The sequence below is a fragment of the Aneurinibacillus aneurinilyticus ATCC 12856 genome, from assembly GCF_000466385.1.
Lineage (GTDB): Bacteria > Bacillota > Bacilli > Aneurinibacillales > Aneurinibacillaceae > Aneurinibacillus > Aneurinibacillus aneurinilyticus.
Window position 1 is genome coordinate 16,761 of the sequence record NZ_KE952749.1, and the last position, 24,577, is coordinate 41,337.

Annotated in this window: 23 protein-coding genes and 1 riboswitch; of the genes, 16 read left to right on the forward strand and 7 right to left on the reverse strand. The window is 45.1% G+C overall.

The window, feature by feature from the left end; translation table 11 throughout:
* Window positions 1-4 precede the first annotated feature (4 nt).
* Window positions 5-286: a hypothetical protein gene (locus HMPREF0083_RS08330; protein WP_021620773.1), complete on the forward strand. Its 282-nt coding sequence runs from the start codon at window positions 5-7 to the stop codon at window positions 284-286.
* Window positions 287-342: 56 nt separating this feature from the next.
* Here the strand turns inward: HMPREF0083_RS08330 and HMPREF0083_RS08335 are convergent, their stop codons facing one another.
* The gene (locus HMPREF0083_RS08335; RefSeq protein WP_021620774.1) at window positions 343-651 is read right to left on the reverse strand and encodes a hypothetical protein; all 309 of its coding nucleotides are present in this window, start codon (window positions 649-651) and stop codon (window positions 343-345) included.
* Between the two features lie 186 nt (window positions 652-837).
* Between HMPREF0083_RS08335 and HMPREF0083_RS08340 the strand changes: the two genes are divergently transcribed.
* The 9 genes from HMPREF0083_RS08340 to HMPREF0083_RS08380 all read left to right on the forward strand — a co-directional run bounded on the left by HMPREF0083_RS08340 (window position 838) and on the right by HMPREF0083_RS08380 (window position 13,330).
* Window positions 838-1,053: a hypothetical protein gene (locus tag HMPREF0083_RS08340; protein ID WP_021620775.1), complete on the forward strand. Its 216-nt coding sequence runs from the start codon at window positions 838-840 to the stop codon at window positions 1,051-1,053.
* A 65-nt stretch (window positions 1,054-1,118) separates the two neighbouring features.
* Complete coding sequence (pssA, locus tag HMPREF0083_RS08345; RefSeq protein ID WP_040302058.1) at window positions 1,119-1,607, forward strand: CDP-diacylglycerol--serine O-phosphatidyltransferase; 489 nt, start codon at window positions 1,119-1,121, stop codon at window positions 1,605-1,607.
* Window positions 1,608-1,820: 213 nt separating this feature from the next.
* The gene (locus tag HMPREF0083_RS08350) at window positions 1,821-3,197 is read left to right on the forward strand and encodes an amino acid permease (RefSeq protein ID WP_021620778.1); all 1,377 of its coding nucleotides are present in this window, start codon (window positions 1,821-1,823) and stop codon (window positions 3,195-3,197) included.
* A 264-nt stretch (window positions 3,198-3,461) separates the two neighbouring features.
* Window positions 3,462-5,033, forward strand: a complete 1,572-nt coding sequence (locus tag HMPREF0083_RS08355) for a purine-cytosine permease family protein (RefSeq protein ID WP_021620779.1) — start codon at window positions 3,462-3,464, stop codon at window positions 5,031-5,033.
* Window positions 5,034-5,279: 246 nt separating this feature from the next.
* Window positions 5,280-7,325, forward strand: coding sequence for a hydantoinase/oxoprolinase family protein (locus HMPREF0083_RS08360; RefSeq protein WP_021620780.1), 2,046 nt, complete (start codon window positions 5,280-5,282; stop codon window positions 7,323-7,325).
* The gene (locus HMPREF0083_RS08365; protein ID WP_021620781.1) at window positions 7,325-9,301 is read left to right on the forward strand and encodes a hydantoinase B/oxoprolinase family protein; all 1,977 of its coding nucleotides are present in this window, start codon (window positions 7,325-7,327) and stop codon (window positions 9,299-9,301) included. Before HMPREF0083_RS08360 ends, HMPREF0083_RS08365 begins: the two co-directional genes overlap by 1 nt.
* Window positions 9,302-9,424: 123 nt before the next feature.
* A complete protein-coding gene (locus HMPREF0083_RS08370) occupies window positions 9,425-11,449 on the forward strand; it encodes a sigma 54-interacting transcriptional regulator (RefSeq protein ID WP_021620782.1) in 2,025 nt (674 codons plus the stop codon).
* Between the two features lie 18 nt (window positions 11,450-11,467).
* Entirely contained in the window at window positions 11,468-12,352 is an 885-nt protein-coding gene (locus tag HMPREF0083_RS08375) for a 5-oxoprolinase subunit B family protein (protein WP_021620783.1), read from the forward strand.
* A gap of 3 nt (window positions 12,353-12,355) precedes the next feature.
* A complete protein-coding gene (locus tag HMPREF0083_RS08380) occupies window positions 12,356-13,330 on the forward strand; it encodes a 5-oxoprolinase subunit C family protein (protein ID WP_021620784.1) in 975 nt (324 codons plus the stop codon).
* A 54-nt stretch (window positions 13,331-13,384) separates the two neighbouring features.
* Here the strand turns inward: HMPREF0083_RS08380 and HMPREF0083_RS08385 are convergent, their stop codons facing one another.
* Together HMPREF0083_RS08385 and HMPREF0083_RS08390 are read right to left on the reverse strand one after the other, a co-directional pair.
* On the reverse strand, window positions 13,385-14,593 hold the full coding sequence (locus tag HMPREF0083_RS08385; RefSeq protein WP_040302083.1) for an acyl-CoA dehydrogenase family protein: 1,209 nt from the start codon (window positions 14,591-14,593) through the stop codon (window positions 13,385-13,387).
* Between the two features lie 21 nt (window positions 14,594-14,614).
* A complete protein-coding gene (locus HMPREF0083_RS08390; RefSeq protein WP_051354586.1) occupies window positions 14,615-15,856 on the reverse strand; it encodes a CaiB/BaiF CoA transferase family protein in 1,242 nt (413 codons plus the stop codon).
* A gap of 541 nt (window positions 15,857-16,397) precedes the next feature.
* Between HMPREF0083_RS08390 and HMPREF0083_RS26290 the strand changes: the two genes are divergently transcribed.
* From HMPREF0083_RS26290 to HMPREF0083_RS08410, 4 genes are read left to right on the forward strand one after another with little or no spacing between them, the layout of a single operon-like run.
* Window positions 16,398-16,949 carry a helix-turn-helix transcriptional regulator gene (locus HMPREF0083_RS26290; protein WP_021620788.1) on the forward strand — a complete coding sequence of 184 codons (552 nt, stop codon included), beginning with the start codon at window positions 16,398-16,400 and terminating at the stop codon, window positions 16,947-16,949.
* A 10-nt stretch (window positions 16,950-16,959) separates the two neighbouring features.
* Window positions 16,960-18,663 carry a COG1361 family protein gene (locus HMPREF0083_RS08400; protein ID WP_021620789.1) on the forward strand — a complete coding sequence of 568 codons (1,704 nt, stop codon included), beginning with the start codon at window positions 16,960-16,962 and terminating at the stop codon, window positions 18,661-18,663.
* Window positions 18,656-19,582 (forward strand): ABC transporter ATP-binding protein, encoded by a 927-nt coding sequence (locus HMPREF0083_RS08405; RefSeq protein WP_021620790.1) that lies wholly within the window; start codon window positions 18,656-18,658, stop codon window positions 19,580-19,582. The genes HMPREF0083_RS08400 and HMPREF0083_RS08405 overlap by 8 nt, the downstream gene beginning before the upstream one ends.
* Complete coding sequence (locus tag HMPREF0083_RS08410) at window positions 19,579-20,460, forward strand: ABC transporter permease (protein WP_021620791.1); 882 nt, start codon at window positions 19,579-19,581, stop codon at window positions 20,458-20,460. Before HMPREF0083_RS08405 ends, HMPREF0083_RS08410 begins: the two co-directional genes overlap by 4 nt.
* 103 nt (window positions 20,461-20,563) lie before the next feature.
* Here HMPREF0083_RS08410 and HMPREF0083_RS08415 read toward each other — a convergent pair whose 3' ends face one another.
* Window positions 20,564-20,800 carry a hypothetical protein gene (locus HMPREF0083_RS08415; protein WP_021620792.1) on the reverse strand — a complete coding sequence of 79 codons (237 nt, stop codon included), beginning with the start codon at window positions 20,798-20,800 and terminating at the stop codon, window positions 20,564-20,566.
* Window positions 20,801-20,991: 191 nt separating this feature from the next.
* Here HMPREF0083_RS08415 and HMPREF0083_RS08420 point away from each other — a divergent pair, with 191 nt between their 5' ends.
* Window positions 20,992-21,177, forward strand: a complete 186-nt coding sequence (locus HMPREF0083_RS08420) for a hypothetical protein (RefSeq protein WP_021620794.1) — start codon at window positions 20,992-20,994, stop codon at window positions 21,175-21,177.
* Window positions 21,178-21,360: 183 nt separating this feature from the next.
* Complete coding sequence (locus tag HMPREF0083_RS08425) at window positions 21,361-21,603, forward strand: hypothetical protein (RefSeq protein ID WP_021620795.1); 243 nt, start codon at window positions 21,361-21,363, stop codon at window positions 21,601-21,603.
* A gap of 497 nt (window positions 21,604-22,100) precedes the next feature.
* On the opposite strand, the gene HMPREF0083_RS08430 is transcribed toward HMPREF0083_RS08425, so the two are convergent.
* The 3 genes from HMPREF0083_RS08430 to HMPREF0083_RS08440 form a co-directional block, all read right to left on the reverse strand.
* Window positions 22,101-22,286, reverse strand: coding sequence for a transposase (locus HMPREF0083_RS08430; RefSeq protein WP_021620797.1), 186 nt, complete (start codon window positions 22,284-22,286; stop codon window positions 22,101-22,103).
* A gap of 11 nt (window positions 22,287-22,297) precedes the next feature.
* Window positions 22,298-22,384, reverse strand: a riboswitch (cyclic di-GMP riboswitch).
* Between the two features lie 360 nt (window positions 22,385-22,744).
* Complete coding sequence (locus tag HMPREF0083_RS08435; RefSeq protein WP_040302095.1) at window positions 22,745-23,230, reverse strand: Lrp/AsnC family transcriptional regulator; 486 nt, start codon at window positions 23,228-23,230, stop codon at window positions 22,745-22,747.
* 349 nt (window positions 23,231-23,579) lie between these two features.
* The gene (locus HMPREF0083_RS08440; RefSeq protein ID WP_021620800.1) at window positions 23,580-24,476 is read right to left on the reverse strand and encodes a DNA adenine methylase; all 897 of its coding nucleotides are present in this window, start codon (window positions 24,474-24,476) and stop codon (window positions 23,580-23,582) included.
* Between the last annotated feature and the right edge of the window lie 101 nt (window positions 24,477-24,577).

A 24,577-nucleotide genomic window follows, 5' to 3' on the forward strand; every position in this document is an offset into this window, starting at 1 on the left:
CTGTATGGTTGTCTACCGATACAATACAGGTCTTTTACACATTGAGGAGAAGGACAATGATCAGGATAAGGAGTTCATCTTCAAAGTTAAAGATGTCGATGCTGTCCTACCGGCTTTACGTAAGATACGTGCATTTTTCGATAGTGACAAAGTATATACCGATGTTATTTTCTATTCGCATCCCGACTATGAATATCAAGTAATTGTTCGTCAGGATCACTACATTGACTTCTTACTTGCTTTGTTCAAATACAAAATCATCACATACGTTGAATGGAAACAATGACCATCTATCGGGTCAAAGATAACCTTTGGCCCGATTTTTCACTTTCGTTCACCTTGTTATCTTTTTTTAATCGCTTCGGCCTTTTGCTGGACAACAGCAGCCAAACACTCATTATCGAATGCCAGCAATACATTCATCAACATTTCCAGCGCAATGTCTCCCGCTTCCTCTTTTGGTACAGTTAACGCCAGCATACTTTTTAGCTCAACAGGAATTGTCTGCTCAGGATACGCTTCTTCATAGACGGAAACAGGATCCAAACCATGATTGATACACCACTGGGCGAAGACAAGCACCATCGCATTCGTATCCTGTTTATATATCTCTGTTACTTTCTGTTCCAACACTTTCTTTTTTTCCTTCATTTTCCTCTTCCTTTCCTGTATCAAAACACGACTATTCCGCTTATTATATAAAGGAAAAGGTATCCTGTCATCTGTGCTACCTCATACTTTAGTTCTAAATGTAAAAAAGTAACATATTTTTATGTGTAAATATTCTAACAAATATGCTATAATGTTATTGTATCTTTTTATGAAGGAGGACAAAGCATGAGGATGTATGTATGTTTATCCTGCCTGCAGGTCAAACAGGGCGACTCGCACCGTGTAGACATGAACATTTGTGAAACTTGCTCCTCAGATTTTGTGCCGGTTAACAAGGACCCCCAGCTTTTCGTCAGTCCCCCTTCCCTTTATGTTATGGATGAAGCGTTGTCAAAAGATGATCGATGCGATAAAAACGAAAACCCGTCAGCGTTTTGCTGACGGGTTATTTTTATTTGCACCCCTGTATGGTACAATGCAAAATAAAGAATGTGCTGAGGTGAAGAATGAACTCGATTCGAAAGTCGATTCCAAATAGTTTTACACTCGGAAATCTTGTATGCGGAATTTTTTCACTTACGTTTGCCATGAATGGCTATTACAAAATGGCCGCTTTTCTGATTCTGCTTGCGGCGCTGTGCGATGTGTTCGACGGCAAGCTGGCACGCATGCTACATGTGGACAGCCCTATGGGTGTCGAGTTGGATTCACTGGCAGATATTGTTAGTTTCGGCGTGGCACCAGCCATCCTGGTTCACACAATGCATACGCCCTCCCCGTTGCTGACACTTGCATTCATTGCATTTCCAATTGCAGGGGCCTGGCGTCTTGGTCGTTTCAACATTAAACCGACCGTAGGATACTATATGGGAGTGCCGATTACGCTGGCGGGACTTACTCTGGCTGTACTGGCTCTTTTCTCCTTTTCAAGTCCGCTATTGATGCTGCTATTGGCTATTTTAATGGTCAGTCCCATACGTATTCCAAAATTATAATGTTTCATCACTTCTCCGCTCCTGTAGAACAGGAGCTTTTTTGTATTATAAAACTAATTATTCTGTTACTTATATTTGTAAATAATTTGAATTTATTTACTTTATTCGAAAAGCTGTTAAATCAAAAAAACGTGCTTTATAATCTTTATATAAAAATATGAAAGCGCTTGCTTTTGCAGGAATATTTCATCTATAAAGTTTTTGGGAGGTTCTATGAAGAAGAAGCATACGGAAGAACTTCATCGAGGCTTGGAAGAACGTCATATTACATTAATGTCATTAGGTGCAGCCATCGGGGTCGGGCTATTCCTGGGCTCTACCTCTGCCATTAAGATGGCTGGTCCGGCCATTCTCATCGCCTATGTACTTGCCGGAGCCGGCATGTTTATTATTATGCGGGCACTGGGGGAGATGGCGATTCAAAACCCGGTCGCAGGTTCCTTCAGCCGCTATGCACGCGATTACCTTGGTCCGATGGCAGGCTATCTAACAGGTTGGAATTATTGGTTCCTCTGGATTATTACCTGCATGGCAGAAATTACAGCAGTTGGTGTTTACATGCAGTTCTGGTTTCCGGATACGCAACAATGGCTATGGGCACTTGCCGCGCTCATTATGATGGGTGCGGTGAATCTCATTGCCGTTAAAGCATATGGAGAGCTGGAATTCTGGTTTGCTCTCATTAAGATTATCACGATTGTTCTTATGATTGTCGTAGGGCTTGGCATGATCATTTTCGGTCTGGGCAATGGAGGCGTTCCCGTAGGCATCAGCAATCTCTGGTCTCACGGCGGCTTCTTGCCGAATGGCATTACCGGCATTTTGATGTCCATGCAGATGGTTCTGTTTGCCTTTCTCGGCATCGAAATGATCGGAGTTACAGCAGGAGAAGTCAAAAACCCTGAAAAATCACTTGCCAAAGCGATCGATACAGTATTCTGGCGCATTCTCATCTTCTACGTAGGGGCGCTATTCGTTATTCTTTCCATTTATCCGTGGAATGGACTTGAGGGCAAAGGCAGCCCGTTCGTCTTAACCTTCGACAGACTGGGTATCCCATACGCGGCAGGAATTATCAACTTTGTCGTGCTAACCGCCGCCCTTTCCTCCTGTAACAGCGGTATTTTTAGTACCGGTCGGATGCTGTTCAACCTAGCACAGCAAAAAGAAGCGCCACAACCGTTCAAAAAAATTAGCAAAACAGGTGTACCAAATATTGCTATCCTTGCATCCGTAGGAGCGTTGCTTATCGGAGTTACCCTGAACTATATCGTACCGGATAAAGTATTCCAGTGGGTGACTAGTATCGGTACCTTCGGCGCTATCTGGACATGGGCTATCATTCTGCTCTCACAGATTCGTTATCGCAAAAAGCTGAATGCTGACCAAGTTCGCAGCCTGAAATATAAAATGCCCCTGTTTCCGTTTAGCTCATACGTAACGCTTGCTTTTCTCATGGGAGTTGTCGGACTGATGGCGTACTTTCCTGAAACCCGCATCGCGCTTATCGTCGGTCCTGTCTGGTATCTCATTCTCATCATTTTTTATTTTGTTAAAGGCTTGCACAAACGGCCACATGGTGGTAGCTAAGAAAAACTTATAAAGCAAAACATCGGACTACCATATTAACAGCAAATCACATTCCTCCCCCTTCTCCTGACTGGAAGGGGGAATTTTTCATGAGCATATAGCAAAATACATGCAGCTTCAGGGTATTCAGCCTGATAGATTTCCATTACATCTTATATACATTACAAATCGGAAAACATTACCTCCTTCAATTATCTTTATTTTTAGAATATTGGTACAAATATTGCTTTAAAAAAAGGCAATCTGGGAAAAGGAGTGATACACATGGCAGAAATGATTAAAGTCAAGCAAGATCAAAAAAGTGAACAAAAGGAGGACTATGCACTACAGCGCGTACCAAAACATTGGCGCATGTCATGGCCAAGCATCACCAACGTGGCAATTGGCGTTGCCACTGCCATGGTCTTTATGCAAATGGGCAGTCTGATGGCTATTCAATTCGGTAGTCTCAACGCACTTATCGCAGAAATCTACGCTACTGTCGTCGCCGGATTTCTAGGCATTACAATCGCCTACTTTGCAGCCAAGAACGGACTGAACGTTAACTTGATGTCACGCGGAGCAGGCTTTGGTTTCATCGGCGCTTCCATTACTTCTTTCATATATGCGATTAATTTCATCATGTATTCCGCCATCGAAGGCTCCATCATGGCACTGGCTGTGTATGAATACGTTAAAGTCGTTCCAGTATGGGCACTCATGGTATTCTTTGGTCTTGCCGTTGTGCCGCTCAACTGGTACGGTGTCAAACAGTTGGATACATTCCAGAAATACTCATTACCCGTCTATCTTGTTCTTCTCGGTACCGGGATTTATCTTACCGCCACTCGTAATTTCGACAATGCCTACCAATGGATGACCTTCCTTCCACAAGGGCAAGAAGTGGGCGGCATCGGTCTTGTTACATGTATTGGTATTATTAACGGTCTTGTAGGAATCATGGCGCTTCTAATTTCCGACTACGCGCGTTTCATCAAACCGGAACAATTCAAAATCGGTGTATTCGCCGTCGGCTTTATTCCTCAACTTATTTGTTTTTTCCTTTCCGGCCTTCTTGGTATCTGGTTTGGCGTGCGGTATATGACTGATAATCCAGGTGTGTATTTCGTCACGGCAATGGGGGCATGGGGAGCACTATTCGCTATTCTGACACAGCTTCGCATTAATGTTACGAATTTATACAGCGGGTCTATGTCATTGGCTAACTTCTTCGCCCGCATATTTCACTTTACACCGGGTCGCGTCTTCTGGGTTGTAGCTACAGCGGTGATCGCCATCGTATGCATGCTCGCCGGCGCACTTGATTATATCGGACCTTTATTGACCTTTCAGGGTGTATTTTTATTCGCCTGGGCATCAATTCTCGTCACTGATCTGATTATCATTAAAAAGTGGCTCAAGCTTGGTCAACTTCACATCGAACATCGTCGGGGATTTTTGCCGGAGTGGAATCCGGTCGGTGTCATCTCTATCATTATTGCAAGCATTGTCGGCACAATGCTCGCATCCGGTACATTCGGTCCGATGCTAGCCGGTCTGGCAGCACTTATTGCTGGACTACTCGCAAGCATTATCAGCATTGTTATCGCAATCACTACGAAAGGAAAAACATACCTTACCTTCCGACGACAGCACAACATCGACGCGTCAGGACATGTTAATATGTACAACGAAAATGTCCATTCTTGCGGGAATTGCGGAGGCGAATTCATCAACGAGGATATGCTTCACTGTCCGTTCAGCCAGAAGGATATCTGCTCGCAATGCTGTGCCGCCGAATCCGAATGCCATGCTGTGTGTAAAAAAGAAGAAAGCTCAACAGAAATTACTGCTTAGATTAGGGAGCCATGCAGATTATACTGTATGGCTCTTTTATTTTTTCAAAGGAATGTTATTTCACGTTTTCTTTCACTTTTGCAAGTTAACTTGTATATTTGCAAGTTTTTCTTCTTAAAAATCTATTTTAGGCAGCATTTTTAAACTTTTTAGCATTTTCTGATATTGGCACAAGCCTTGCTTTATTAAAAAGCGAGCACATCGTGTTTGAATAACAAAATCCATAATAACAGGAGGGATGGCAGCATGGGAAAATACCGTGTAGCTGTAGACGTAGGCGGAACATTCACCGATGTATTCGTATTTGATGAAGAACAAGGAGAAATCACGGTTACCAAGGTTTCTTCCACACCTGATAATCCTGCCCGTGGCATTCTGGAGGGCGTAAAAAATTCCGCCGTTCCATTACAGGATATTACTCTTTTCTCTCACGGAACAACGGTTGGAACGAATGCACTTATCACAAGACGCCTTCCAAAGACCGCTTTCATCGCGTCAAAAGGATTCCGGGACGTACCTGAAATTCGGCGCGGCACGAAGCTGGAACTGTGGGATGCATATGAAGACGTAGCACCCCCTTATATTCGTCGGCGTGATCGCTTTGAAGTTCTGGAGCGGGTTGATTATAACGGAAAACTACTGACTCCCCTTGATGAAGAAGAAGCCCGTGACCTTGTCCGCATTCTTAAACGACGTGGCGTAGAGTCCGTAGCTATCTGCTTCATGAATGCGTATGTCAACGGCCAGAATGAACAGCGAATGAAAGAAATTATTCAGGAGGAAATGCCGGATGTATATGTTTGCACATCCAGCGATACATTACCGGAAATTTTCGAACATGAAAGATTCAGTACAACGATTGCCAATGCCGTCCTTGGACCTATCGTAAGCAAATACATTCAAGAGCTGTCAGCCTCTTTACATGCGGACGGTTATAATGGCGATGTACTCGTATTGCACTCCGGCGGCGGAGTCATGACTTCCGAGACAGTCCCACGTTATGCGGCACGTCTGGCCAGCTCCGGTATCGCAGCAGGCGCTATTGCCAGCGCTCATATCGCAAAACTATGCGGGTTCCAGAATGCGATTGGACTGGACATGGGAGGTACAAGCACAGACATCTCTCTTATGTACAACGGAGAGCTTCGTGTTACGAAAGATTGGTACATTGAATACGGATACCCAATTGGATTCCCTAGCATTGAAATTCTGACCATCGGCGCAGGCGGTGGAAGCCTCGCCTGGATCGATGAAGGCGGTTCCCTGCGCAACGGTCCGCAGAGCGCGGGTGCTACCCCGGGTCCGGCCTGCTACGAACGAGGAGGAACAGAGCCCACGAATAGCGATGCCAACCTTGTGCTTGGCCGCCTCGGTACAGAGCTGCTCGACGGTCAAATGACACTCAACATCGAAAAAGCCCACGAAGTCGTCCGTCATATCGCTGAACCTTTCGGCTATACAGAAGAAGAAGCGGCCAATGCAATTATTAAGGTAGCTAATGCAAACATGTGCGACGCGCTCCGGCTTATCTCCGTTCGTCGAGGATACGATCCACGTGATTTTGCTCTTGTTGTATTCGGAGGCGCAGGCGCCCTGCACGGTGCACATTTGGCTAAAGAAATGGAGATCCCTACTGTCATCGTACCTCCACATCCGGGTATCACTTCTGCCATGGGATGCCTGCTGGTCGATGTACGCCACGACATCTCTAAAACTTATCTTGTAAATGTGAAAGAGGCATCATTAGACGAACTGGAAAAAGAGTACATCAATATGGAAGTAGAAGCCGCCGAACTACTCGCAGAAGAAGGCGTAGCTGATGATCATATTGAACTAACACGCTATATTGACATGCGCTATATGGGACAATGGCGTTCCTTGTCCATTCCGATTTCACGCCCGATCCAGTCACTCGAAGAAGCGCTGGAGCAATTCCATAAGGAGCATGAGCGTGAATTCGCCTTCTCGAATCCGGAACAAGGCGTTGAGATTTACGGCATGCGTGTTACTGCTACCGGCGTTGTACCGAAGCCTGATCTGCCTACCTCAGAGCCGGAAGGCCGTCTGGAAGATGCAATAAAAGGCACACGCAACGTTTATTTTGAAGAGAGTGGCGGATTTACCGAATCAACCGTGTATAATCGTTCACTTCTGCCTGTCGGCTCCCTATTCACGGGTCCGGCAATCGTCGAACAGCTCGACTCTACGGTCGTTGTACCTCCGGGATTCATAGCTGAAGTAGATGCTTATAAAAACCTGATTCTCACCTACAAAGATAAGGAGGAGAAATAATGAGCCAGCATACTCAATCTCAATCCATCGCTACCCGTCTGGATCCTGTCACGTTCGAAGTATTAAAGAACGCTTTTGTCAATCTTGTGGATCAAATGTCGGAGCAAATTCTCCGTACATGCTACTCGTTCGTTATTTACAGCCGTGACTTCAGTTCCGCTATATGCGATGCGCAGGGGAACACCATTATGCAAGGAACGCAGGATATTTCCGTACACGTAGGCACGCTTCACTTAACAGCAAAAGCGGTTCTCGAAGATTTCGGTGATGATATCCATCCGGGCGATGTATTCCTTGTTAACGATCCATATCGAGGCGGTACACACTTCTGTGATGTACGTATTATTCGTCCGGTATTTTATAACGATCAACTCATTGCATTCATGCAATCGAATGGACACTGGGCTGACGTAGGCGGCACTGTTCCCGGATCGTTTAACGTACAGTCAAAAGATCATTACGGCGAAGGAATGCGCATCCCTCCCGTCCGGCTGTGGAGTCAGGGACGGTATCTATCTGATGTAGCCAATCTAATGGTATCCAACATGCGTGTTCCAGAAGAACGGCTTGGGGATTTGCGTGCACAATCTGAAGCAACAAAAGTAGGTGAAGCCCAGCTTGTTCGTCTGATTGAAAAATACGGACTGAAAACGGTTCTTACTGCCTTTGAAGAAGTGCAAAATTATGTAGAACGGCTTGGACGCTCACGCATTGCCGAACTGCCGAACGGCACATGGGAGACGACTGATTATATTGACATGGACCCGGAAATCGGTGATCAGCTCATTCCGATTAACGTTCGTATGACGATTCAGGATGATGAAATATATTACGACTTGAACGGCTCGCATCCTTATATTAGTTGCTTTTTAAATTCCGGTTTCGGCGCTTCCTTCTCAGCCGTTATATCCGGAACAAAAACATTTTTCCCGGACATCCCGCTTAATTCGGGCTTCTATCGATTCGTACACGTTGAACTGCCCGAAAATTCGGTCGTCAATGCCCCATGGCCGGTAGCGGTGACGGGATTCTGCTCGGGTGCCTACGAAAAAATTATGAATGCTATCTTCGAATTATGGTCGGAGATTATGCCGGAACGGGCGCTTGCCTGCTCCTTCAACCTCGAATACCTACTAATCGGTGGATGGGACCGCCGACCAGGTTACGACAATTATTTCATGTGGTATGACTGGATGGCAGGTGGTCACGGCGGTCGAGCCCACAAAGACGGGGCCAACGCCCTCTCCCCTGTGTTTGGTGTAGGACTTAGCATTCAACCATGTGAGGGACAAGAGCGTCTTTCACCAGTCATCACGACGCATCATGAGATTGTTACCGATTCGGCTGGACCAGGTAAATTCCGCGGCGGTGCCGGTGTACGCAAAGGCGGTATTCTCACAGAATGCGAGAATACGGTAATGTCCTACTGCTGCGACCGCTCCCGCTCCGTAACGTGGGGAATTCAGGGGGGGCTTCCTTCTCTGCCCCATGGAGCAAAGCTGCACCCGGATACGGAAGACGAACGCTTCCTGGGAACCATATTCTCCAATGTACCATTGAAGCCGGGCACATCTTTTGACCGCCCTTCTGCAGGCGGCGGTGGATTAGGTGACCCGCTGGAGCGCGATCCTCGCCTCGTACTTGAAGACGTTATTGATGGATATGTATCCATCGAACGAGCGCAAAAAGATTATGGTGTCATCATCAAGGAGATCGATCGGGAAATCGACTTATTCGAAATCGATAAAGAAGCTACACAACAGGAACGCGAATATATTCGCACCCATCGCAGGGGCTGGCTGGAAGAAGATATTGAATCAGTAGAAGCCAGATACAACAGCGGTGAAATCGATGCGCTTGATGTCATTCGCCGTCATGGTGTCATCATCGATTATGCAACTGGTAAAGCTCTTCCTGTTTCTACGGAACAATACCGGACAACGCTTCATAAACGTACGCTCGCGTACTGGTCATAATTTCCTGCATACGAAAAGGGCCGAAAAACGATTCGGCCCTTTTTATTTTTCATAATTCTAATTATTATATTATTATAGAAGGTTTATTACATCTTCTCACTTCATTATGTAGGAGGGCGGTGTATGATTACATGGCATAACCTTCTCTATCCTATTCCCATATCCGTCACTACAGATATGACAATTCGAGAGGCCGCCCATTTTATTCAACAATCCGGGGGAGATATCCTGCTCGTCGAAGATAAAGGTGAGATTCTAGGATATGTTGATTCGCACTCATTATTAAACCAGCTTATTCATTCCCCGGAACAGCCGATGCGTTATAAGACCGATGTGCTTGTCGTAGAAGAATCTGCACCAGTTGAATTCTATCATAATGTGTCTATTGTTCTCGGTAAAAACCACACTGGTAAATTTAGCGGATACAGCACGATGGAAGCAGCTCGTCATGCGATTAAGACGTCGCAGCTCACTCAAATGCAGAAGATTTTCGCCAGTGCAGGCATCGGTATCGTAACGACAGATGACCAATTTCAAATCATGTTTCTTAATGAAAAAGCAGAAGAAATTTTTGGTGTGTCGCGCAATGTTCTTCTGTACCGCAATTATAAAACACTGTTATTCACCCAGGAAAACCTGGACAGTGTACTAAAAGGCAAGCAGCTCGTCAGCGTGGCAAGCTCTTTTAATTCCAAGCCCATTATCGGGAACTTCTCCCCTCTTTATGAAAACGAGCAAGTTTCCGGTATCGTCCATCTGTTTTATCCGAGAAGACAATTGGAGGAATCGGTGCAAGAACTTGAATTTGTCAGAAATCTAAATGAAGATTTGCAAGTGCTGTATGCTTCCTCCAACGAGCAATTGGTCGTCGTCGATAAAACAGGGACCATTATCCGGCTTTCCGGAGCATTCTCATCCGATATCTGGCAGACACCCAACCCAGAGGATATCCTTGGCTCCTCTGTCTACAGCTTGGAGCGGGAAGGTATTTTTCCAGCCGACATCGTAGACAGATGTCGCGAGCAGAAACAAAAAATCATGCATGTACAAGAAACAAAGCGCGGACGCAAGCTATGGGCAGTCGCTGTTCCTGTCTTTCAAGCCAAAAAAATCGAGAAAATCGTCATTGTTCTACGCGATATTACAGAGTTAAGCGATTATCAGCTCGAAACACAGCTCGACAGCAAGGATGAAGATAAGATAGACAAGCCGCTTATTTATCGTTCAAAAAGCATGGAAGATATCGTCGAACAAGCTAAACGTATTGCCGAAGTAGATTCAACCGTACTACTATACGGAGAGTCCGGTGTCGGCAAGGAAGTATTCGCGCAGACCATCCATGCCCACAGTCCGCGCCATAATAAGCCTTTCGTGCGTGTTAACTGCGGTGCTATCCCCGAAACTCTTATGGAAAGTGAGTTCTTCGGGTATGAATCGGGAGCATTTACAGGAGCAGATCGAAAAGGAAAACCCGGTTTGTTCGAGATGGCGCACACCGGAACCATTTTCCTTGACGAAGTCGGAGAATTGCCCGCCAACCTTCAGGTCAAATTACTGCGTGTTCTGCAAGAAAGAGAAATACGTCGCATAGGTGGTACGCACACCATTCCGATCGACGTTCGAATTGTCGCCGCTACCAACAAGGATTTGCGGCATATGGTTCACCAAAAAACGTTTCGCGAGGATTTGTATTACCGATTGAATGTTATCCCGATTACGATTCCCGCACTGCGGCAGCGGCAAGTCGACATCGTTCCGCTCTCGCTTCATTTTCTTGAGGTTTATAATAAAAGATACAGCAAAGACAAGCAACTTTCACGCGAAGCGGTAGAGGTTCTGGAAAATTATGATTGGCCCGGCAACATACGCGAACTGCAAAACGTCATCGAACGGCTTGTCGTTATTACACGCGATAATTTTATCGAGGGCCAGGATACTCTTTCTGCCTTGTATGGCGATGTATCGGAAAAAAGTTCAGGACGGGTGGCAGTTCGTGAACTTATGCCGCTCAAAGATGCACTGGAGCAGGTAGAAACAAATCTGCTATCGCTCGCATTACAGAAATATCGAACGGCCGCTGAGGCGGCGCAAGTGCTGGGCATCAGTGAATCAACCATCAGCCGTAAAATTAAACGAAGATTCGGATAGAAAGGCAGGTGCTGCACATTGCTTGCATTGGCAGAAACAAGGTTTTCTTTTGTAGGTGATGAATATATTTATGCCGAAATCTCACGCGAGATGAGTGTAAGCACTTCCTTCAAAGCGCTTGCTGTCACCCGTGAACTGCACGCCCGTACCATTCCAGGCATTATCGATATTTGTCCTGCGAACGCATCGTATTTAATCCGATATAACCCAGATATTGTATCACCATATGATTTACTCGATTACCTAAAGGAAATCGATCTTACAAAGAGTCGTCCTGAGGCGCTTAATTTGACTTCCCGGATCGTCGAAATTCCTACATGGTATAATGATCCGACGACGCGCGAGTATGCCCAACGCTTCAAAAATCGGAATGAAAGTCCCCACTTCTCCGATTTTGAGCTTGTTATGAAGAGCAGAGGATTTATGGATGAACAAGCGTTTATCGACGACCATGCAAGCACGCCGTATTTATTAACAATGATGGGGTTTATTCTTGGCACTGCCTGGGAATTCCCCTTGCTCTTGCCCTCGGACGGGGTTTTCGATATACCGAAATACAAAAGTCCACGCACCGAAACTCCGCGTCAGGCTATCGGAATGGGAGGCGCTTTCACAGTTGTATATCCGGTAGCAAGCTCAGGAAGCTATCAGTTGATAGGTATTACTCCCGTGCCTGTCTATCATCCTGAGCAAAGGCTCGCTGAATTTAAGGATTCCATGTTTTTGGCACGTCCTGGTGATATTTGGGTGCACCGTCCGATAGGAGAAACTGAATACTACTCGATTTTTACACAAGTCGAGAACGGAATCTACCGCTATCGCACCAAAAATTTCGACTTCTCTCCGGAACAATATGCTCAGGAAGGAAAAGCGTATATCGATTCCATGATGAAAGGATTCTAATCTATGCTGGATGTGATAAAGCCAGGACTTCATACTACTATACAGGATTTGGGCAGGGACGGCTTTTATCATTTGGGCGTCCCTCCCGGCGGAGCGGCAGATAAATATTCATTTCAAATCGGCAATTTTCTGGTGGGTAATCCTGCCCACTACGCCGGATTAGAGATTCGCATGCTTGGTCCAACTTTGTTGTTTACCAAGCGTACGCTTATCGCTATCACCGGGGCGCCGACACCCTGCTTCATAAACGACGAACCTGTTCCTATGTGGCAGTGTCTGGAAATCAAAGCCGGAGACGTGCTTTCATTCCGTTTTGCCCAGCAAGGGATTTGTACGTACGTATGCATATCAGGCGGCATTCATAGCCCGGAATTCCTAGGTAGCCAGTCTACGTATATCGTTCATCAAAAGCCGGAATGCGGATATAAACTGGAGATAGGTGGCAAGCTTTCGCTTAATGAACCTTTGCCAGGTGCATTTAAACACGCAGGAAGGTTCCTGCCGGAATCATTCCGTCCCTCATTCTCTAAAACCGTAGAACTGCATGCAACACTAGGACTGGCTATTCATCGAATTAGCGATCAAGGTGTACGTGTATTCCTTGACAACGAATGGACAGTTAGCACGGAGTCGGATCGAATCGCCTATCGACTAAGCGGAGGACCCTTGTCTTTTGAGCAGACTGTCCAAACAACCAGGGCAGGCGACTATTCCGCTAACGTCGTAGACCTTCCCTATCCTGTAGGCGTAATTACCGTACCAAATCCAGAAGAGCTCATCATTCTTGTAAGCGATGCAACAGCAGGTGGCGGATTTGTCACGATCGGTGCCGTTATCAGCGCTGACCTCGACACATTAAGTCAATGCCGGCCCCAAACGACCGTACACTTCTCAGCGGTGACGATGGAACAGGCGCTTCATCTGCGCATGGAAAAAAAACAACGTCTCGCCAGTGCCGCCGAGTATCTTATGCCATAAAAAAATGAAAGGGCCATCCATATGGATAGCCCTTTCTTCATACTTGAGTTCCTCTTACACTTCCACGGTTTCTTCCGTAAACGGCCATGCTGGCAGCATGCGGCGCAACTGTTTATCCTGACGATAACCAAGCGCATATTCTGCTTGCATAACCGTATGGATTTCACGTGTACCTTCATAAATAACCGGCGCTTTCGCATTGCGCATAAAGCGCTCTACCGGGTATTCATTAGAATAACCATATGCCCCATGAATTTGTACCGCATCGCACGCTGCATCGAATGCTGCATCGCATGCGTGCCACTTGGCAAGGGATGTCTCACGGGTATTGCGTTTTCCTTCATTTTTCAACCAGCCTGCACGGTATACCAGTAAGCGAGATGTTTCCAATCCATCTACCATTTTGGCGATCATTTGCTGCACGAGCTGGTGCTTACCGATTTCCTTGCCAAATGTACTACGCTCCTGGCAATATTTCAGACTTTCTTCCAGGCACGCCTGAATCAGGCCGCATGCACCTGCTGCTACAGTAAATCGTCCGTTATCGAGCGCAGCCATCGCAATTTTGAAACCTTCGCCTTCTTCACCAACCAGATTAGCCGCTGGCACCCGCATATTATCGAAGAAAATCTCTCCTGTGTTGCCCGCACGAATACCTAATTTTCCTTTAATCGCCTTTGAAGAAAAGCCTTCGAAGGTACGTTCAACGATAAAGCAGCTAATGCCTTTATGCTTTTTGGACTTATCTGTATAAGCGAACACAAGAAAATGGTCAGCAACATCGCAAAGCGATATCCATGTTTTCTGCCCGTTCAATACATACTCATCGCCATCACGCACCGCCGTCGTCTGCATCGCTGCCACATCAGAGCCTGCATTCGGTTCAGTCAGACCGAACGCACCAATTTTTTCACCTTTTGCCTGTGGTATCAAATACTTTTGCTTTTGTTCTTCATTGCCCCATTGCAGAAGTGTCATGCTATTCAGGCCGGTATGCACGGAGACGGCAGTACGGAATGCAGTATCGCCTCGCTCCAGCTCTTCGCAAACGATCGCCAACGTGTTATAATCCATGCCGCTTCCGCCGTACTCCTCCGGAATGCATACTCCCATCAAATCCAAATCCGCGAGCCGGGTCATCACGCTCCGCTCAAAGTGTCCGTTTGCGTCCCACTCCTGAATATAAGGCATAATCTCTTTATCTACAAAACTGCGCACCATTTTCCTTACTGCTTCTTGCTCTTCCGTCAAACCGAAATTCATCATGGTCACTCGCTCCTTTATTTAAATAGTATGATCGTTCAACCATTCATCAATCTGCTCTTCTGCAAATCCGTGCTCCATCAGAATTTCTTTTGTATGCTCGCCCGCAAGAGGCGGGTGACGCCGCATCGTTACAGGCGTTCGTGATAGCTTAAGCGGACTGCCAACCATCGGTACCTCACCCGCAGTCGGATGCCAGGCATCCACTTTCATCCCACGAGCTTCCACCTGTGGGTCGCGAAACAATTGCTCCATATCATAGATAGGTGCGCTCGGAATCCCCGCGTCCGTCAATTCAGCCAGCCATTCTGCAGCCGACCGTTTCTTGAATTCTTCCGCCAGCAAATCACAAATCTCCTCACGGTTAGCAAGCCGCATCGAATTGGTAGAAAAGCGTGTACTCTGGCTCCATTCCTCACGATTTAACAGCGTGCATAGTTTACGAAACTGCTGGTCATTACCTACCGCGACTACCATCTCCATATCAGCCGCCATAAATGTCTGATACGGAACAATATTAGGATGCTGGTTGCCGTATCGTTTCGGTACTTTACCTGAGACAAGATAATTGCTCGCTACATTCACCAGCAATGAAATCTGTGAATCGAACAAAGAAAGGTCTATCATCTGGCCCAGCCCTGACTGCTCCCGTTCACGCAGCGCTGCTAGAATTCCGATAGCCGCATACAATCCGGTTGCCACGTCTGCGATGGCGACGCCGACTTTCATCGGGCCTGTCTCTTCACTGCCGGTAATACTCATCATTCCACCCATCGCTTGTACAATGTAATCATAACCTGGAATGTCTTTGTACGGACCTGTTTGTCCGAAGCCGCTAATTGATGCGTAAATCAGACGCGGATTTATCTCGGAGAGCACCGCGTATTCCAATCCCCACTTCTCCATTGTTCCAGTCTTAAAGTTGTTAATCACTACGTCTGCGTCTTTCACCAACTCCCGGAGAATGCCGCGTGCCTTTTCATCTTTCAAGTTAAGTGTCATCGCTCTCTTGTTGCGGTTAGCGCATAGATAGTAAGCGCTTTCACCTCCGATATCCGGTGGTCCCCATCCCCTCGTCTCATCACTTCCACCAGGCGCTTCCACCTTAATAATGTCAGCTCCGAGATCTCCGAGAATCATTGTGCAGTAAGGCCCCGCCAATACACGGGTCAAATCAATTACCTTAATACCTTCCAACGCACCTTGACTGTACGGCTCCCGTTGTCCCGCTACATCCTCCTGATTCGACGGCGAAGTAAGCATGCACTCCCTCCTTTGTTCTGCGTAATCATACATCGGAAAACTTAGCTGGTGCCAAGCTATTGCGCAGGCAATTGCCTTCGTTGTACCTATACAGTTCTGCTGCGAAATGAAACGCTTGGCAACGCCTTGCAAGTGTTTCTTTGCTTACAAAAGGAAGGAAAGTATATCATCTTACAACAGTAAGGCAATGTATACTTTCCTAACCATTAAAAAAGCCAGTACGAACCCTGCAAATTTAAAGAATGCTCCATCGGATAGAGCATTTCTGTATACAGGGTACGACTGGCTTCTTGCCTGTGAACTCATTTCTGGTGGGAAAGAGGACAGACATAAACAGTCAGGTTTGCAATTGGTTTGAGGTTTGCTACATATACAATTATACTATATTTTTCATATATTCAGTCAACAGTTAAATGTAAAATTTTATTTTTTTTCATATAAATTCCGATGATTATACAGAAAAATTATTGACTTTTTTCTTAAAAAGTGTAAATTTACACTATATGAGCTATTTAGAAATCCGAAATGAAAGGAGAATGTCATGAATGAATCTCTTCGTACAACGTTTACGAAAGAAATATTCGAGCGGATGGTTTCCGAAAAGTTGCGACTGATCCGTACGGAGGCTCGCCTGACGCAAGAACAGATGGCCGATGCTATCGGCTTATCAAAAAAAACGCTCGTTCAGGTAGAAAAGGAGCGGAAAACGCTTGGCTTCACCGCAGCTGCTCTTGTCGGAGTGCTGTTTCGCAATAGTGAGATTGTGCAGGCTATGTTTGGCGATTCCACTCTTGAAATTGTCGAATTGCTAGCATTTACAGAAGTAAATCCGCAGGCAGGCGAGCTTTCCGGGATGGAATGGATTGCACAGGCACAGGCAAAAGCCCGCTATCAGAGTACAGGCCGACGCATCTGGTGGAAAGACGAGAAAATCGGACAACAGTATATGAAACAGTCCCATATATTGACCGGTCACTTCCGCATTGTAGATAAAAGCGAAACCCTCCATTACTACGGAACAGATTCCGCAGAGGCAGATGCAAGGCTTGTGCAGCTTGAACATTCGAGGCATAGCCAGGAGAAAGGAGAATAGAGAGAAACATATGAGAACACAAATACAAACCAAAATAATCGGCCTGCTTTTAGGTGCGCTACTGTGCTGGTGGCTAGGGGTCGCCTATCTTTCCCCTGTTCAAGCTGCTCCAGAGGAAGCAACTGTCGAGCTAAAAGCAAATGTAGGCATTAATGGGGAATACAAATGGGGCCAGGTTGTTCCCGTACATATTACAATAACGAACCGTGGGGAAAACACGGTGAAAGGCAAGGTTGAGTTATCCATGCCTTCGTCATCCATGTCCACGACTAATACGCTGTATGTCGCTACAGCATCGCTTGCCAAAGGAGAAGCTAAAACCGTTTTTTTCCGTGTTCCAGGTTCCTTTACGGATTCTCCAAAGGAAGCCTCTGTCCGTTGGATACAGGACGGCAAAGTAATAAATGAGCAAAAAATCACGCCAATCGGTCGTAGTAACCAAGCAATATGGACCGGAATTCTAGCAAGTGACAATATAGCTGCCATCCTTCTGCAAACGATGGAGAAGGAAAAAAAGGATGCTCCTGTACAACCGATCCAGCTAACCTCTGATAATCTAACGCAGGATACTCTTCTGGATAGCGGATTAAACGTTATACTGATCGAACAAGGCAAATTCGACAGCCTACAGAACACGCAAAAGCAAGCCATACAATCCTGGGCTGATAGAGGTGGCTTGCTGCTCACCGTTGATCCGGCACAACCGGCAGCCGTCTGGCCTCAGGTAGCACAAAAAGCTTCTGTACAAAAAGAAGCATTCATGGATAATGCATCCGAATTAGGTCGAATCGCTACTCACTCTTTCGCAGCTTCTCTACCAAGCTTGCCGCTGCTGATTTTGTTACTCGTAATCTACATCATTATTATTGGGCCAGTCGCTTATTTTATTATGCGCAAGCTCGGCGTAAGAGAATGGAACTGGGTATTCATCCCGCTTGCTTCCATCGCGATGCTGGCGCTTGTATACGGATACGGGACATGGCATCACGGTACAAATACACGTGTGCAAAATGTCAATTTAATCGAGGTAGGAACTAACGGCAATACCCGCATAATGAGCAGCAGTGCGATTTTTGCTCCATATGCCGGGGAATACCGTATTCAGCTACCTAAAAACGTCGATGTATTTCCATCAGAAGAAAAACGAGCGCTGGAGACGAAAGAATTTCCTATAGTGACAAAGAATTCGGGTGGAGATACGGAAACGATATTTCCTTATATTAATAAGTGGTCTCTTGGAAAGGTGTATGCACAACAAAACCTGTTTAATAACGGAGCATTCGAGGCCACTCTTAACCAAAAGAAAGATCGCCTGATTGGCACAGTACGCAACAGTACTCCCTATTCGCTGCATGATGCTCGCATTGTATTTGGTGATAGCATTCAATCTATCCCGACGCTTGCACCAGGCGCTATTGTTCAAGTAGACTTGCCTATGCCTGCGCCAAAAAGCGAACCTCGTTACTACGACGACACGGAATTCGCTGCACATATGCTTTCACAAAACGGTGAAGAAAAGCTTAAGCAAACTCGCCTACGGTTAATGCGGATGATGTACGATTCTAGCCATTCAACAACCGTCACCCTGCTCGGATGGACGGACCAGCATCCTCTACAAAACAAGGTGGCTGACCGCTCGTATAAAGTCTCCAACGTTACACTGGTGACAGCCAAGCTGGCACAGATCGGGAAACAGGAGGACTCAAATGATTGAGATCAAAGAATTATATAAAACATTCGGCCGTACTGTCGCCCTGCGTGGTATTACATTAAACATCCCAAAAGGACAGGTGTACGGATTTGTCGGACCGAATGGGGCCGGAAAAACAACGACGATGTCCATCATGGCCACATTAATGTCGCCTACTGCAGGAGTGGTACGCGTAGGAGGATACGATTGTAAAACCCAGGCCAAGGAAGTACGCCGCCTGATTGGATATATGCCTGATTTTTTTGGCGTATACGATAACCTGACCGCTTACGAATATTTGGATTTTCACGGAGCGAGCTACGGTTTGCAACCACAGGAGCGGGAACGCGTCATTTTGCAAATGCTGGAGCTTGTTCAGCTTACAGGCAAAACGAACGAATATGTAGATCAGCTTTCACGCGGCATGAAGCAACGGCTTGGGCTTGCACGGGCACTTGTTCATAATCCGCAGGTTCTCATTCTCGATGAACCCGCTTCCGGTCTTGATCCACGGGCCCGGATCGAGATGCGTGAAATTATTAAAACATTGCGCGACGCAGGCAAGACGATTATTATTAGCTCACATATTTTGCCTGAATTAGCGGAGATGTGCGATACGATTGGAATTATCGAAGGAGGCGAGCTAGTCGCAGAAGGAAAGGTACAGGAAATATATGAAAAAATGCGTACGCATCGCTTGCTCCGAATCCGTTTGCTGGATAAGCATGAAGCCCTGCTTTCCCGCTTGCACGATACTTCCGGCATCATAAATGCTGTACGGGACGGTGCAGACATCATGGCAAGCTTCAGCGGATCGGATGCTGAACAGGCAACGCTGCTGGCCTCTCTGCTTGCGGAAGGCTACCCGCTTGTCTCATTCGGGGAAATGAAAGGAAACCTGGAAGACGTATTTCTTGAAGTAACGAAAGGAGGCGGCTCATGAATTTTCGTCAACATCTCACAAACCCTGTCCTGAATAAAGAATTCCGTGTCAGAATGCGTTCAAATAAGACGCCCTGGATTATTACCTTCTATCTGTTTACGCTGGGGTTTGTCCTTTTCTTTATGCTATATACGGAATTATCCAACCAGTATACATACTGGCCATCCAACATCTATAACCTCTTCGTTATGATGTCATTATTACAGTATGGATTGATTATTTTTGCTACTCCAGGATTAACAGCAGGTGCCATCTGCGGCGAACGGGAACGGCAGACGTTGCCAATTTTACTGACAACGAATTTATCGTCCTTGCAAATCGTTCTGGGTAAGTGGATTTCCACGCTCAGCTTTATGCTGTTGCTCGTATTCGCTTCACTTCCAATATACGGCACTATTGTACTATTTGGCGGTGTGGCCCTCACGCAGATTATAGAAATCTTTGGTGTATATCTCGTTACGATGCTCTCCATCGGAGCCGTTGGCATCTGCGTATCGACACTGACAAAGCGCACCGGAGTAGCGGCTGTCATTACGTATTCGCTCGTTTTTGCCTATACCGCTCTATTGAATATAGCTGAACTTTTTCTGTTGCGTTCAATGGAGAACGATATGATACGCAAAGCAGGCTTTGGTAATCCGCCTGAGAATCTCTCCAATCACCCGCTCATCGGGTTCCTTGAGGCGTTAGATACGATTAACCCTGCCAGCACGATTGCTCGCGTTTTTACTAAGGAGAATTGGTTGGTTAACTTCAGAACAGAAGGACTTTTTGTAAACTATCAACCGTATGGCGGCTTCATCTTGTGGTACCTGCTTCTTGCTATTCTTATGCTCGGATTGGCAGCATTCTTCCTGCGCCGCCGATACATGAAATAATATATAGAAAAGGCGGATCGCGCGATGCATCCGCCTCTTCCTTATCTGATTGGTTCGTCGCAGTTTGGGGGATAGCTTCTGAACTTGCTGCTGCTCCTGATTATCAGTTGCATTTCCTTAACGCTTTTTCAACTTTTTTCACAACTTTTTTCGTTGACTTCGCCGTCACGATTTCATTCTTGCCGATGATCACAAATTCCTTTCTCTTACCAATCTTACACATCGACTGACAGCCCACACATATTTTTGCGGTCGGTTCTAGTTTGCCCAGCTTTTTCCTCAGCTTCTTCACATTATCCGTACACTTATGGCAAATCCGCAGTGTAAGGGCCATCTTCATCCCGTCCTTCTGTATAACAATCCAATTATTATACTTATTGTATCACACACAAAAGAAAACGATAATCATTATCATATGATCTTCACACATGAAAATACTGGAAAGCCTTATAACTACCTAACGATTTTTCTTCGCTGTTCACATACTCTTCTATAAGGATGTAACCTGTTTGGCAGCAGAAGCAGCGGTCAATGATGGGATCAGGGCTTGTTCGCACAGCTAAGAAGAAGGGCATCAACGTGTATCCGGCCTCTCCATATGCACTAAAACCGGAGTTTGTTGTACCTTCTACCGTACTTCTTGGCTTCGGCGGTCTATCCACTGAAGAGATTCAGGCAGGAATCGTACAGCTCAAACAAGCGTGGAGTAGTAGTTGAGTATATACGGACATAAAATAGCAGCAGCCCACGAAATATATTTTTATATCACATCTGTTGATTATCCATAAGGTGGAAGAAAGAAGGTGCACGCGTCGGCGTGTTCCCTCGTCTTTCTCACGAGGAAGAGACACGGCCGCTTTGTGGCGCCAGGGCCGGGATAAAAGTAAGGGGAGCTATCACATGCAGATATATGGAAGTCGGAGATGCACGTATTGTAACGAAAAATACAACTGGACTGGAGCATTGAAGAATCGGGCAAGTGAGAAGATGCAGAAAGAAATTTTAAAGGATCGGGATTTGCATTTCGCCAAATTTTTCAAATCCAGTGATGACGTTAAAGTATATGAAGTCGAAGTAGTGTGTCCAAACTGTAAGGAAACGAATATCTTCGAATATACAAGCATGAATTTTTCTTCCGAATAAATACATCAAGGTGCGTAGCTTATCAAAATAGATTTTTACTATTTCGCAACCTTTTTTCTTTAGTGGAGTGATACAGTAAGGGTAGTCTAGTTTTAAGTAAACTTTTTCTTAATAGCCTCTTTCTTTGCCTTTCCCTTTCATGGAAGGGTATTTTTTTTGCAACCTTTATCTGCATGTTCCGTATATGGAAGATAGTACACTCCCTTTACCCCGTCCCCTGCCATTCTTAATTGGTAGGGGGCACTTTTTTGTTTTGTTTACCTTCAACAGGGAAAAGTATATGTTAGAAGAAAACAGCCTAGAGTTCTCCCCTATGCAGTCCTCTTCCTCATAAACGGAGGAGGGCTATTTCTTTGTAATACAAAAAAAGTCCGGCTATATGCCCGACCTTTTATCCAGCCTTAACGGGCAGGTAAACTGCCCATTAAGGTCCGATAGGTTCAACTAACACACAGTGGAGGGTAAAAAACACCGTGTGAAGTTTCACTTTATCCTTATTACAAGGTATTCTGTTTGCTATTAACAGCCACATTGTATTTTCCCTGTTTATATTCGCTTATCCAGCGATAGATAATGAGACTGTTTAATTGATGACGTCTAGCTACACTGCCAAGACTTTGCTCTTCCAGAGCTTGCTTAACTACTTCACACTTAAACTCAAATGAATATTTTTTTCTCTTCATCCTATTCTCCTTTCGGCGGCCCGGCTGTCATAGTTATAAAAACCCTTAGACCCGTGGCTTTGCGTCCTCAGCTTTCGATGAGTTTGCCTTTTCGATGTACCCTAGGATACAAGAAAAAATATATCACAAAAAAGCATATTAACCAAGACCGCTTGGTTTAAAAAATCGACAAAATTATGCAAAAACACCCTAATTGTCTCACACATGCGGAATAGCGACAGGTATATTATCTTGAACATCAGATTAATTATCAACACTCTTACATTGATCGCCTGCTGCCTCAACTATTGAACATGAAACAGAGCTAATACAAGCTCGCTTCAGTCTCGAAATCAAAAAGAATTTTTTGTAACTTTTTGGCTATAGCATTCGTATAGAGGATTGTAACCTCCTAAACTTGCCCTTTACCGTTGACAGCCGGTAGGGGGTGCTTTTGTTTTGTTTCTCGTTATATCTTTTTACGCATTTGAAACGAACCTACTTTCTTCTTTTTGAAAATTAGCATAGCTAAAACAGTCCTTATACTGCTTCAATTCAATGGATACACTAACGGAAGAAATCCCCTCAATATTTCCTAACCTTTGATTGATAAATTCTACAAGCTTATCATTAGAAGCAAAATATGCCTGAATAATCAAATCATATAAACCAGAAAATGCTCCCACAAACCTTACTTCAGGTTGCTTATTAAGCTCTTTTGCCACACTCTCTTGATATCCAAGTTCTGTACATATCGATATGATAGCTGATACCTCCAATCCGACCTTTTCCGGATTGCTATGTATGACAAACTCAAACACCTCTTCTTCCAGCATCCTATTAACTCTAATCCGGACGGTTCCTTCGCTAACATCTAATCTTTGAGCGATAGAGGTGTAAGAGTGGCGGGCATCTTCTTGTAATATCATAATAATTTCCTTATCCAGCTGATCCAGTTCCTTCATTGTTGTTCCCCACTTTTTCCGATTTATATTTGTAATAGTATATCGGATAAAGAGCGGATAAGTTGCAAAATTTATATGTTTTGTATCCACAGTACTAAAGTTGTACCCTCCTATGTACATCGGGAAGGCCGATACTTGCTATAGCTGCTGCAATTAAAAGTACAATAGAAGAAAAGAACGCGATATTATTTGTAGATAAACTTACGCCTTACGGACGCGTTAATACGTCAATCGTTCTCTCGTCACCGATACGATATCGTTGTATTTTGCCTGATAATAATAAGCCAAAAACGTAAAAAGAGCAGCGCTTCTGCTGCTCTAATGATATTTTCATAGTATATACATGATTTTACAAAGCCTGTTTCATCGATTCAGCAATCTTACTATCCGCCTCATTGAAGTTTACTACCAGCACCTCGCTAATTCTCCCCCGTTTCGTTCCTTGGGAATTAATAGCTCGGCTAGCCTGTACTTTTTTGATGCGAATTTCAGGATATGATGCATGTAGCTCCTGATAGATCTCATTTATAAACGGAGTATCGCTATTGCTTAATACTACATGGCATCCTCTTTTATGAAGTTCCAAATACAAGTCCCGTAATCGAATTTGATCATCCTTTGTGAATCCCTCGTTTGAATAGCTAGTAAATGAAGAAGTTTCTGAAACCGGGTCATACGGGGGATCGAAATATACTAAATCTCCTTCTCCCGCACTTCGAACAGCTTCCACGAAATCTTCATTCAAGATGGTTACATGATTATTATTCAAATAGTCGCTTACAACTCGCAGCACAGCCTCATTCACAATAGAAGGGTTTTTATATTTTCCAAAGGGAACGTTGAATTGTCCCTTTCTGTTTACCCTGAATAAGCCGTTGTAGCACGTTTTATTAAGGTAAATTAACCGGGACGCTCTTTGTAACGGTGGGAGAGCATGATACGCTTCAGTTCTATCTAGCGCCCTTATTTCATAAAAGTACTCGGGCTTATTTTGATGTTTTTGCAAATCATAAATCAGGCCATCAACATCTGTTTGAATCATGTTATACACATTGATTAGTTCAGCGTTTACATCATTTATCGTTGCACTATGAGGCTTCAAATCGAATAAAACCGCCCCTGCCCCCACAAACGGTTCATAATAGTGGGCAAAATGCTTTGGGATGTATTTTCTTATTTCGGGGAGAAGCTGCCTCTTGCCTCCTGCCCACTTTAAAAAAGGTTGTACCGTAGTCTTTTCAACCATTATGTATTCTCCTTGCCTCGTATGCTTTCTTCACGAATACCATAAGCCATTTTATCTTGAACTCCCCTATCAAGGGTGTTGATTATCCAGGATGATCCAGA